A 12,601-nucleotide genomic window follows, 5' to 3' on the forward strand; every position below is an offset into this window, starting at 1 on the left:
ACAGCCGCCTGGGCCAGGCCCATCAACGCCCCAGCCGCTGGTCCCGTGCCTGCTGGTCGGCCATCGCCTTGTCCAGTTCGGCCTGCAGCGCAGGCTGCTGCACAGGCGCATCCAGCACGTAGACCTTCACCCCATGCGCCGGCACGGCAGCCTTCAGCTGGCGCTTGACCTGCACCGTGCCGCCACCCAGTGCGTCGCGCCAGGTACCGGCCTGCAGGTAGCGCTCCACCTCGAAGGTGCGCGCCGCATCGCCCTTGTTCAGCAGCACCAGCGCCGTCTGCGCCACATCGCCGTGCTGCAGCACGCGGAAGAACACCGCCTCGTCACCCTGCAGCCGCTCGTTCACCTGCAGGCCACGCTGCAGTGCCGGGGTCGCTTCACGCAGTTTGGCGATGCGCTGCAGCGGCACGAAGATCGGGCTCTGCGGCGCGGCGTCCACGCGCGTTTGGCCAAAGTAGGCCCGGTTGCCGGCATGCTCGGCGCGGCCGCGCATGAAGCCGGTTTCCGAACCGTAATAGACCACCGGAATGCCGCGCGCGGTGAACAGCCAGTTGTGCGCGTCGATGAAGCCGTTGTCACTGGCCTGCAGGCGCGGCATGTCGTGGTTGTCGTAGAAGCTCATCAGCTCGTACGGGTTGGCGTACGGACCACCGCTCAGGTGCAGCGGCTCGGCCAGCATCTCAAAGCCTTTTCCGGCGGTGCCGAAGGTCTGCTCCAGCGCGCCACGCAGCGGGAAATCGAGCACGCTCACGTTCGCATTGGCCGGCCAGGTGTGCTCGGCGATGCGCGCGGCATCGTAGTCGAACGCTTCGCCGAACATGAACATGCCCGGGTGCTCGGCGCGGATTCGCTTGACGAAGGCGTGCCACCACGGGTGCGGCAGCCAGCCGATGGTGTCGATGCGCAGCGCGTCCACGCCCTGCGCGGTCCATTGCAGATAAGCACCGACCAGGTAGTCCATCACCGCCGGATTGTCCTGGTTGAAGTCGGACAGCTCGGCCAGGTTGCCATCGAAGATCGAACCGTCCTTGCTGTCGACCGGACCGATGTTGTTGTAGAACGCGTGCAGCGGGTTGTGCTTCGGGTCCAGCTTCTGCGGCGGCAGGTTCTGGTGGTCGGCAATCAGCGTTCCATCCTTGTCGAAGATCTGGCCGAACTGCGGTTGCCGCGTGGGCATGGTCCAGGCCGGCGAACCGTGGTTGCCGACGATGTCCAGCACCACCTTCAGGCCGGCGCCGTGCAGGCCCTTGGTCAGGCCGGCGAAGTCCAGGTCCTTGCTCGGCAGGTGCTCGTCGAGTGTGTAGAAGTTGATGCCCCAGTAGCCGTGGTAGCCGGTCTTGCCGCGGTCGGTCAGCGTGCTGGTGCAGCTGATCGGCTTGCTGCCGGTGAAGGCTTCATCCGGGTTGTCGACGATCGGCGTGATCCATACCGCACCGAAACCCAGGCTGCGGATGTACTGCGCATTGTCGAGCACGCCGCGGAAGTCACCGCCGAGGTAGCCGATGTTGCCGTCCACCTTGTCCGGGCACGGCACCGGGATATCGAAGGTGCGGTGCTTGCCACCCTGGTCGCGGTGATCGTTGGAGGGATCGCCATTGACGAAGCGGTCGGTGACCACGAAGTACACCGCATCGCTGGCGAACGGCTCGGTGGTACCAACGTAGTCCGGGCGCGGAGTGGCCACGGCCTGGCCGGCGAACAGGGCAAGGGAAACAGCAACAGCCAACGCAGCACGCATCACACCACCTCCGGACGGGACGGAACCCGCAGCACGCACAGGCCGGCGACGAACAGGCTGCAGCCGCCCAGTACCAGCACATGCATCGGCTGGCCACCCAGCCACGCGCGCAGCGCAAAGCCGAGCGCGCTGGCCGCGACCAGCTGCGGGATCACGATGAAGAAATTGAAGATGCCCATGTACACGCCCATCTTCGACGCCGGCACGCTGTCGGACAGCAGCGCATACGGCAGCGACAGGATCGACGCCCAGGCGAAGCCGACGCCGACCATCGACAGCAACAGCCAGTGCGGGTCGCGGATGAACATCAGCGACACCAGACCGGCGCCACCCAACCACAGGTTGACCAGGTGGCTCCAGCGCAGGCCGATGGCACGCACCATCGGTGGAATCAGTACCGCAGCCAGCGCAGCGAAGCCGTTGTAGGCGCCGAACAGTACGCCCACCCAGTTGGCGCCCTCGTTGTAGGCCGCCGTCTTCGGGTCGGCCGAACCGAAGTGGACACCAGCCACCGCCGCGGTGGTGTAGATCCACATTGCGAACAGCGCGAACCACGAGAAGAACTGCACCCAGGCCAGCCGCCGCATGGTCACCGGCATCGCTCGCAGGTCGCCGACGATGGCGGCCAGCATATGCGTGCCAGGCAGCGCGCGGGCCACGGCCAGCAGCAGGCCGTAGCCTGCACACAGTCCCGCCAGCACGTACAGCATCCTGTCACCCTGGCGCCAGGCGATCAGCAGGGCCAGCAGCACGCCCAGCCCCAGCCACAGCGCCACCTGCGTCCACGGTGCCGGTCCGCTGACAGCGCGCGCGGCATGGTGCGAAGGTGGCTCGGCATCATCGAATGCAGCCAGCTGTGCCGGCGAATACTCGCGGGTACTGACCACCGTCCAGGTGATCGCCGCCAGCAGCACCACCGCGCCGAAGTAGAACGCATAGCGCACGGTGTCCGGCACTTCACCGGCGGCAGCCGTATTGGCCACGCCGAAGTGGGCAAGGATGAACGGCAGGAAGCTGGCGACAATCGCGCCCACGCCGATGAAGAAGCTCTGCATCGCATAGCCGGTGGGCCGCTGCCGCGGTGCCAGCTGGTCGCCCACGAAGGCTCGGAACGGTTCCATCGACACGTTGATCGAAGCGTCGAGCACCCACAGCGTGCCGGCGGCGATCCACAGCGTCGGCGAGTTCGGCATCACCAGCAGGGCAAGCGTGGTCAGCACCGCACCGATCATGAAGAACGGACGGCGGCGGCCCCAGCGCGTCCACGTGCGGTCGGACAGGTAGCCGATCACCGGCTGCACCAGCAGGCCGGTCAGCGGTGCGGCGATCCACAGCCCGGGCACCGCCTCGATGTCCGCGCCCAGCGTCTCGAAGATGCGGCTGGCATTGGCATTCTGCAGCGCGAAACCGAACTGGATGCCAAGGAAGCCGAAACACATGTTCCAGATCTGCCAGAACGACAGCTGCGGTTTGGCGGGACGATTCATCGTGCGCCCTCTTCCACGGCCACCTGCACCACCTTCAATGCCAGCACCTTCGCCTGGTTGAGCACACCGTCGCGCCCGCCCTTGCCACCGGTGTAATGCGCGAAGTGTTCCAGCGCGCTCATGTTGAAACCCTCTTCAAGCGTGACCGTGCACGGTCCCTTGGGTACTGCGAACGTCGCCGCCGTGGAATCCTGAACGGCCACGCTGTGCGGCAAGGCAACCGTGTGCCGTTGCAGCGGCTGGCCCGCGCACTGCAGCGCCAGCTGCTTCACCGCAGCGGTGACGCCCGTATTGATCGGCCCGTTCGGGTTGGCGTACTGCAACCGCAGGCGTACGTGCCCGGCCTTGGCCGAAGTGAACTGCCAGCGCTGTCCCCCTTTCAGCCGCTGCTCCGGCCCGACACAGACCATCGGGCTGTGCAGCGATTCCAGCCGGCCTTCGCGGCGGGTCAGGCTGAGGCAGTGCTGCAGGCCATCGTCGCTGATGCGCGCCACGCCGTTGCTGGCAGTGACTGCCTTGCCGTCCTTCCACAGCACCTGATCGGCTGCCACCGCAACGTTCCAACCCGCGCCCTTGCGCAGGGCCTGCGGTGCCACCGGCGTGACCGGCGCACGGGCGTTGGCATCCGCAGTCGTGGCAGCGAAACCAGTTGCTGCCGGGGCGGCGACCAGCTGCACCGTCGTGATGCTGCCACGCGTGGTGGTCCTGCCTGACACCAGCAGGCCATCGCTTACGGTCTGCGGGCGCTCCAGCACGTAGCGCTTGCCGTTGGCCTCCAAGGTGATGCGGCGCTGCTTGCCGAACAGCTCGGGCACCAGGCTGGCCGGCAGTTTGGGCTGCACGCTGCCATCGTCCTGCACGCCGAATACACCTTCGACCACCATCGACAGGTACCCCGCCACCGACCACAGCTGCCGCTCGGAATTGACCACCGGGCCGCTCAGCGCGCCTTCCTCGACATGCACCGCCTGGCTGACCAGCTCGTAGTTCTCCATGTTGGAACCGGCCAGCGCGGCACCCTGCATCAGCGAGCGGATCTCGGCGGCGATGCGCGGCGCATCGTCCAGCTGCCGCGCTGCACGCAGCGAATAGGCGCTGACGAACGGCCAGATCGCACGGTTGTGGTAGATCGGCTGCTGCGCTTCCTGCGGCCAGACCACCGGGCTGCCAGCCGGCCCGATCGGGTACGCCGCCAGCGCACGGCGCGCACGCTCGGGCGGCAGCACGTCGGCCAGGATGCCCAGCGACAGGCCGAGCAGATCCACCTTGGCATACGGCACCGGGTGCGCGGCTTCACCGATGTAGCTCATGTACAGGCCGATGTCCTCGCGCCAGAAGCGCGCATCGATCTGCTGCGCCAGCGCGTCGGCCCAGGCCCTGTATTCGGCCGCACGGGCGTCACCGCGTTGGGCGGCCAGCTGCTCGGCCAGGCGCAGCGCCTGGTAGTGCAGCACGTTGGTGGACAACGCATAGGAATCACCGATGAAACGCACATCCTCGCGGGTCCAGTCCGGATAGGTCTGCTCACGCCAGTCCAGGAACGAGGTCTCGCCGCGGTACAGGCCCATCTGCGCGTCGAACACCATCGCCCGGTCCTGCGCCAGCGTACCCTGCAGCGCCTGCCAGACCTGATCGGCAAACGCCGGATCATCCAGCAGGTGGCGCGCGGCCAGGAACCACACCACGCGGTCGCTGCTGATCGGCCAGCTGCCGCCGGAACCGGTGTCCTGCGCCACGAACAGGCCGGGCGTGTGCCCGTCGCGCGCCGCCGACAGCTTGAACTGCAGCGACTGACGGGTGCGCAGGGGGTCCAGCCGCGCCAGCGCCAGGTCGGCGGCGAAGCTGACATCGCGGGTCCAGACATAGGGCCAGCGTGCGCCGGTCTGGAAACACTCGCACGGCACCGGCCTGCCTTCGTCGAAGGCAGGATCACGGATCGCGTCCACGCGGTCCTGGTCCATCTCCTGCTGGGCAAGCGCGAACAGTGCATCGAACATCACGCTGCCGGTGCGGCTGCGCATCGGTGCGGCTGCGATCTGGACTGCCCCCTTCGGCGCATGCAGCACGAAGCTGCCGTTGGCAGCGGCTTCGGCGCGCGCGTGGCGGCCGTCGAATTGCAGGTCGGCCGCCTGCGCGGTCGATCCCAGCGCTGCCCCAAGGGCAGCGGTCAGGCAAATGATCTTCAGCATCGAAGCGGCGGACCGGCTTGCGCCCGTCGGCCTCCCTCCCTCTCTGCACGCGTTGTAGGTCCGTACCGTCGTTGCCGGCGGGCGGGCGCGGCCCCTCCCTCAAGGGGCCTTGGCCCCATGGTAGACGCGGGGCTGTCGACTGCGCCCAGCTGCATACGTATTCATGGCGCTGCGCGGTAGCGCGCCGGCTGCGCTGGCTTATGGTCCGGGTCTGCCAACGGCGCCTTGGGAGGGGAAATGCCGATGTCACCCACTGCTGTACGCAGCGCGCTCGCGCATGTGTTCGGCCTGGCATTGCTGGGAATGGCGGCGCTGTCGCAGGCTGCGCCGCAGGTTGTCAGCGTCGAATCGCCGGGCAAAGTGCTCAGGGCCAGCCTGGTGCTGGACGGCGGCACGGCGCGCTATCGCGTCGAGCGTTTCGGCGAGACCGTGGTGGAGGATTCGAAGCTGGGCTTCGCCCTGCGCGACGGCCGGCTGGATCGTGATTTCGCGGTGATCGGCCAGCAGCAACGCAGCGTCGACGACCGCTGGGAACAGCCCTGGGGCGAGCGCCGGCTCACCCGAAACCACTTCAACGAACTGACAGTTCAGCTGGCCGAGAACACCGGCAACAAGCGCCGCCTGGATGTGGTGTTCCGCGTCTATGACGACGGCCTCGGCTTCCGCTATGTGTTCCCCGAGCAGCCCAACCTGCGCGAGGCGATCATCGATGACGAGCTGACCGAGTTCGCCATCGCGCCGGAATCGACCGCCTGGTGGATTCTGGCCGGCGAGCCGATCCACTACGAATACCTGTACCAGCGCACCCCGCTGCGCGAAGTGCCGCTGGTACATACGCCGATGACCCTGCGCAGCCGCGATGGCCTGCACGTGGCAATCCACGAGGCCGCGCTGGTGGACTACGCCGGCATGTGGCTACGCCGCACCGAGGGCCAGCGCCTGCGCGCGCAGCTTTCGCCTGCGGCCGAAGGCTGGAAGGTGCGCCGCGCCCTGCCCTTCGCCACACCGTGGCGCACGCTGCAGATTGCTGACCGCGCAGGTGGGCTGGTCGAATCGGACCTGATCCTCAACCTCAACGAGCCCAACGCGCTGGGCGACGTGAGCTGGGTGAAGCCAGCCAAGTACCTGGGCGTGTGGTGGTCGATGCACCTGGACAACGAGAGCTGGGCGACCGGGCCGAAGCATGCGGCCACCACCGCCAAGACGAAGAAGGTGATCGACTTCGCCGCTGCGCACGGCTTCCGTGGCGTGCTGGTGGAAGGCTGGAATCCCGGCTGGGACGGCATGTGGGTGGGCAACGGCTACGAATTCGATTTCACCCGCGCCACGCCCGATTTCGATATCGACGCGCTGTCGGCGTATGGCCTGAAAAAGGGCGTGCACCTGATCGGCCACCACGAAACCGGCTGCGCCATCGAGCACTACGAGGATCAGCTGGGCGCCGCGCTGGACCTGTACGCACGGCTGGGCGTGGACCAGTTCAAGACCGGCTACGTCTGCGACGATGGCCAGGTCGACCGCCGCAACCCAGCCGGCGGCCCGCTCTGGCGCGAGTGGCACGACGGGCAGTTCATGGCCCGCCATCACCTGAAGGTGGTGCAGGAGGCCGCGCGCCGGCACCTGTCGGTGAACCCGCATGAGCCGATCAAGGACACCGGCCTGCGCCGCACCTACCCCAACTGGATCTCTCGCGAAGGCGCGCGCGGCATGGAGTACAACGCCTGGGGCCAGCCGCCGAACCCGCCGGAGCACGAGGTCAACCTGGTCTTCACCCGGATGCTGGCCGGGCCGATGGATTACACCCCCGGCATCCTCAGCCTGAAGGGCCGCCACGGCCTGGCCATCCCCAGCACGCTGGCCCGCCAGCTTGCCCTGTACGTGGTGTTGTACAGCCCGATCCAGATGGCCGCCGACCTGCCCGAGCACTACCTGCAGCACCGCGAGGCGTTCCGCTTCATCGAGGACGTGGCGGTGGACTGGGAGCAGAGCCGCGTGCTCGATGGCGAAGTGGGCGACTACGTGACCATCGTGCGCCGCGACCGCAACAGCCGCGACTGGTTCCTCGGCAGCATCACCGATGAACACGGCCGCGTGCTGCCGGTGTCGCTGGGCTTCCTGGAACCCGGCGTGCGCTATCGCGCAGAGATCTACCGCGATGGTGACGGCGCCGACTTCCGCAGCAACCCGTTCGCATTCGCCCGGGAAACCCGCGAGGTGACCAGCGCCGATGCCCTGACGCTGGTGCTGGCGCCGGGCGGTGGGCAGGCCATCCGCTTCACGCCGATCCGCTGAACGTTTTCCTGCCTGCGCCCCCGTAGCGCCCGAGCCCACGCTCGGGCGGCGGTGCGCAGCACCGAAATGCAGCCGAGCATGGGCTCGGTTCTACAGAACGAGACACTTGAAAGCGATTACACCCCTGCAAACGCCATTGAATACGTATGCAGGGTGATTCCCGCGAAGAATGCGCTGCCTACCATAGCGGCGACGACAGCGGCCACCGCGTCGCACGTTCACGGCACCGCCGGAACGCTCACAGATCGATCTGCAACATTGCCTGGGAGGGGAAAATGTTGAACCACAAGCACAGTGCGCTGAGTCTCGCGCTGGCCGTTGTGCTGGCGCCGACGCTGGCGTCGGCACAGTCCACGCAGAGCACCACCACGCCGGCCGGCACCGCCGCCACCAACCTGGATACGGTGCAGGTCACCGGCATCCGCCGCGGCATCGAGAGCGCGATCGCAGTCAAGCAGGACGCCACCTCGGTGGTCGAGGCGATCTCCGCCGAAGACATCGGCAAGCTGCCCGACGTCAGCATCGCCGAATCCATCTCGCGCCTTCCCGGCCTGGCCGCCCAGCGCGTTGCCGGCCGTGCGCAGGTGATCAGCGTGCGCGGCCTGTCACCCGACTTCGCCACCACCCTGCTCAATGGCCGTGAAGTGGTCAGCACCGGTGACAACCGCGGCGTCGAGTTCGACCAGTACCCGTCCGAGCTGGTCAACGGCGTGACCGTCTACAAGACCCCGGACGCGGCCCTGGTCGGCCAGGGCCTGTCGGGCACCATCGACATGCAGACCGCACGCCCGCTCAGCTTCGGCGAGCGCGTGATCGCGGTCAGCGGCCGCTACCAGAAGAGCTCCCTGGGCCGCGCCGCCAACATCGATCCGTACGGCAATCGTTTCAGTGCCAGCTATATCGACCAGTTCTTCGACAACACCCTGGGCATCGCCATCGGTTACGCGCACAGCGACATGCCGATCCAGGAGAACCAGGTCGGCCTCTACGAGCCCTGGACCACCGAGCACACCGACAAAGGCGAGCGTCGCGGAATCGCGCCAGGCACCTACTTCACCGACGGCATCAAGGCGTTGCGCCGTACCGGCAACAACAAGCGCGACGGCGTGATGGCGACGATCCAGTTCCGCCCGAGCAACAGCTGGACCAGCACCTTCGACGCGTTCCACACCGAAGCCGAGCAGATCGACACCGCCAACCAGTTCGAGCTGAGCCTCAGTGGCAATGGCGAGGACAGCAACAATCCCAACGCGATCCTGCCGGTGTTCAGCAATGTCGGCCGCAATGCCGATGGCAGCTTCACCGGTGGCACGATCAGCAATGCGTACCCGCTGGTCCGCGGCATGTACAACAAGCGCAAGGACAAGATCGACGCGTTCGGCTGGAACAACGAGTTCAACGTCGGCGGCGTGAAGCTGGTCGCCGACCTGAACTACTCGAAGGCGACCCGCCGCGAGATCAATCTGGAAAACAACCTGCAGCTGGTGCCGCGCCCGCAGTTCGACACGATCGGCCTGGTGGTGAACAACAACAGCTTCTCGCAGATCACGCCGGGGCGTGACTATTCCAATCCGGACAGCCTGTTCCTGACCAACACGATCTATGGTTCCGGCTACGGCAAGGTGCCGGAGGTCGAAGACCGTTTGAAGGGCGCAAAGCTGGCGGCGACGCTGCCGGTTCCCGAAGCCATGTCCAGCTGGTTCTCGGATGTGGACGTGGGCGTGAACTATGCCGACCGTCGCAAGCAGAAGGCCCAGGCCGAAGGCAACATCCTGCTCGGCGCCCAAGGCGAATCCACCATCGCCCCGGACCTGCAGTACCGGCCGGTCAACCTCGGTTTCGCCGGCATCGGCTACATCCCGTCGTGGAACGTGCCGGCAGCGGTGGGTCGCTACATGACCTTCAATCCGGTCGACAACCTGGACTACCTGATTCCCAAGTCGTGGACGGTCGAGGAGAAGATCACCACCGCGTGGGCACGCCTGAACATCAACACCGACATCGGCGTGGTCGGCGTGCGCGGCAACATCGGCGTGCAGATGCAGCACACCGACCAGAGCTCGGATTCGCGCTACTGGGACAGCTCGCAGCCGGCGGGCAGCAACATCCAGCCCTTCTCTGCCGGCAAGACCTACAAGGATTGGTTGCCGAGCTTGAACCTGGTGTTCATGTTCCCGCACCAGCAGACGCTGCGCTTTGCCGCCGCCAAGCAGGTGGCGCGCCCGCGCGTGGACCAGATGCGTGCCGGCCTGGAATTCGGCGTGGATACCAACAACGGCCGCCCCGGTGGCAGCGGCGGCAATCCGCTGCTGGATCCGTGGCGCGCAACCGCGCTGGACCTGTCCTATGAGAAGTACTTCGGCGAGAAGGCCTACGTGGCTGCGGCGATCTTCTACAAGGACCTGAAGAGCTACGTCTACACGCAATCGGTGGACAACTATGACTTCAGCGGCCTGCTGGGCAACTACCTGCCGCCACCGGGCATGACCGCACCGGTGCTGACCACCGGCACCTTCTCCACGCCGCAGAACGGCAAGGGCGGCACGTTGAAGGGGCTGGAACTGACCGGGTCGTTCCCGCTGGAGATGCTGACCGACAGCCTGCGTGGCTTCGGCGTGCAGGCCAGCGCGACCTTCAACAAGAGCGACATCACCATCCTGGATCCGGAAAGCGCCTCCAGCGTGGGCAGTGACCCGATCAGCCTACCCGGCCTGTCCAAGCGCGTGTACAACTTCACCGCCTACTACGAGCGCAGTGGCTTTGAAGCACGCGTGAGCCAGCGCCGCCGCTCGGACTTCATTGGTGAGATCGGCAACTTCAACGGCAACCGCACGCTGCGTTACGTGGTGGGCGAGAACGTGACCGATGCACAGATCAGCTACACCTTCAGCGACAGCAGCAGCCTGCGCGGGCTGACCCTGCTGCTGCAGGGCAGCAACCTGACCAACGAGCCGTACCGCACCTATGCCGGCAGCAAGGACCGCCCGCTGGAGTACATCGAGTGGGGCCGCACCTACATGCTGGGCGTGAACTACAAGTTCTGAGGTCGTGCCGGGCCCTGCCCGGCGCCCCGGACTCGGTAGTGCCGGCCGCTGGCCGGCAACAGAAAACAGGGAGCAGGACCGGAAACCCGCTGCGCAGGCAGCGGGTTTTCTTTTGCGCAAAGGCTGGCCGTTGGTCGACAGGGCCCCGCCCACAAAAAAGGGACGGGGCGCTTCGGCCCCGTCCCCGCAAGTACCGCCACCGGAGAAAACGGTCAGCTGCGTCGGGCGCAATACACCGCGCGCGGCGGCAGCTGGAGTTCATTGCCCTGCACCGTGCCCGCATCCGGGCCCGGCACCGCCACCTGCTGCCAGTTGCCCGGCGGCAGCGGATGGCGCACCGCCTCGGCCGACAGGTTGAAGGCCAGCAGAAGGGTTTCATCTGCAAGCATACGCTCGAACAGCAGCACTGGCTCGGTACTGTCGATGAAACGGATGCTGCCATGCAGAAGTGCCGGCTGACTGCGCCGCCAGGCCAGGAATGCCCGGAACGCGGTCAGCACCGAGTGCGGGTCGCGTTCCTGCACGGCCACCGCCGCCGCCCGGTGCTCGGCCGGAATCGGCAGCCACGGCTGGCCGGACGTGAAACCGGCCAGCGGCGCATCGGTCCACGGCATCGGCGTGCGGCAGCCATCACGGCCCTTGAAGTTCGGCCAGAAGGTGATGCCGTAGGGGTCCTGCAGGGCCTCGAACGGCACCTCGGCCTCGGCCAGGCCCAGCTCCTCGCCCTGGTACAGGCACACCGAGCCGCGCAGCGAGCACAGCAGCGCCACCAGCATACGCGCCAGCCGCGGGTCGGCCGGGTGCCCGCCCCAACGGCTGACCGCCCGCTCCACGTCGTGATTCGAAACCGCCCAGCACGGCCAGCCTTCGGTCATCGCCGCTTCCAGGCGGGAGACCGTGTCGCGGATGTAGGCCGCGCTGTAGTCGTCCACCAGCAGCTCGAAGCTGTAGCCCATGTGCAGGCGGCCGCCCCGGGTGTACTCGGCGGTGGTGGCCAGCGAGTCCTCCGAGGAGATCTCGCCCAGGCTCACCGCGCCCGGGTACTCGTCCAGCAGCGCGCGCAACTGCTCCAGGAAGGGCAGGTTCTCCGGCTGCGTGTTGTTGTAGTAGTGGTACTGGTACGCGTAGGGGTTGTCCGGGCTGAAGCCGCGGCCCACGCGCTTGTCGGCGGGCTTTGGCGGGTTGTCGCGCAGCTGCGCGTCGTGGAAGCAGAAATTGATGGCGTCCAGGCGGAAGCCGTCCACGCCGCGGTCCAGCCAGAACCGTACGTTGTCCAGGGTGGCCTGCTGCACGTCCGGGTGGTGGAAGTTCAGGTCCGGCTGGTCGACCAGGAAGTTGTGCAGGTAGTACTGCTCACGGCGCGGCTCCCACTGCCAGGCGCCGCCACCGAACAGCGACAGCCAGTTGTTCGGCGGGGTGCCGTCCTCGCGCGGGTCGGCCCACACGTACCAGTCGGCCTTCGGATTGCTGCGGTCCTGACGGCTCTCGCGGAACCAAGCGTGCTCGATCGAAGTGTGGCTCAGCACCTGGTCGATCATCACCTTCAGGCCCAGGCCGTGCGCCTTGGCCAGCAGGCGATCGAAGTCGTCCAGACTGCCGAACAGCGGGTCGACGTCGCGGTAGTCGGCGATGTCGTAGCCGAAGTCGGCCATGGGGGACTTGAAGAACGGCGAGATCCAGATCGCGTCCACGCCCAGCGCGGCAATGTGGTCCAGCCGCTCGATGATGCCCGGCAGGTCGCCCACGCCATCGCCGTTGGCATCGAGGTAGCTGCGCGGGTAGATCTGGTAGATGACGGCTCCGCGCCACCATGGATAGTGCGACATCGACAGCCCCCCTCCGGGCATGCAG

General features: G+C 67.0%; 6 protein-coding genes. 2 read left to right on the plus strand and 4 right to left on the minus strand.

The features are described 5' to 3' along the window. Nucleotides 1–22 precede the first annotated feature (22 nt). The 3 genes from V3B41_RS06440 to V3B41_RS06450 are packed head-to-tail and all read right to left on the minus strand — an operon-like array spanning nucleotide 23 to nucleotide 5,414. Nucleotides 23–1,738 carry an alpha-amylase family glycosyl hydrolase gene (locus V3B41_RS06440; RefSeq protein WP_295548982.1) on the minus strand — a complete coding sequence of 572 codons (1,716 nt, stop codon included), beginning with the start codon at nucleotides 1,736–1,738 and terminating at the stop codon, nucleotides 23–25. After that, nucleotides 1,738–3,225 (minus strand): MFS transporter, encoded by a 1,488-nt coding sequence (locus V3B41_RS06445; RefSeq protein WP_049430034.1) that lies wholly within the window; start codon nucleotides 3,223–3,225, stop codon nucleotides 1,738–1,740. Before V3B41_RS06445 ends, V3B41_RS06440 begins: the two co-directional genes overlap by 1 nt. Further along, a complete protein-coding gene (locus tag V3B41_RS06450; protein ID WP_329860524.1) occupies nucleotides 3,222–5,414 on the minus strand; it encodes a Six-hairpin glycosidase-like protein in 2,193 nt (730 codons plus the stop codon). Before V3B41_RS06450 ends, V3B41_RS06445 begins: the two co-directional genes overlap by 4 nt. A gap of 237 nt (nucleotides 5,415–5,651) precedes the next feature. Here V3B41_RS06450 and V3B41_RS06455 point away from each other — a divergent pair, with 237 nt between their 5' ends. Beyond that, nucleotides 5,652–7,706 carry a glycoside hydrolase family 97 protein gene (locus V3B41_RS06455; RefSeq protein ID WP_329860526.1) on the plus strand — a complete coding sequence of 685 codons (2,055 nt, stop codon included), beginning with the start codon at nucleotides 5,652–5,654 and terminating at the stop codon, nucleotides 7,704–7,706. Between the two features lie 275 nt (nucleotides 7,707–7,981). Next, nucleotides 7,982–10,750: a TonB-dependent receptor gene (locus V3B41_RS06460; RefSeq protein WP_329860528.1), complete on the plus strand. Its 2,769-nt coding sequence runs from the start codon at nucleotides 7,982–7,984 to the stop codon at nucleotides 10,748–10,750. A 212-nt stretch (nucleotides 10,751–10,962) separates the two neighbouring features. Here V3B41_RS06460 and V3B41_RS06465 read toward each other — a convergent pair whose 3' ends face one another. Then, nucleotides 10,963–12,576 carry an alpha-glucosidase gene (locus V3B41_RS06465; RefSeq protein ID WP_049430037.1) on the minus strand — a complete coding sequence of 538 codons (1,614 nt, stop codon included), beginning with the start codon at nucleotides 12,574–12,576 and terminating at the stop codon, nucleotides 10,963–10,965. Nucleotides 12,577–12,601: the final 25 nt, after the last annotated feature.

The sequence above is a fragment of the Stenotrophomonas sp. SMYL89 genome, from assembly GCF_036319985.1.
In the GTDB taxonomy this organism is placed as follows: domain Bacteria; phylum Pseudomonadota; class Gammaproteobacteria; order Xanthomonadales; family Xanthomonadaceae; genus Stenotrophomonas; species Stenotrophomonas maltophilia_Q.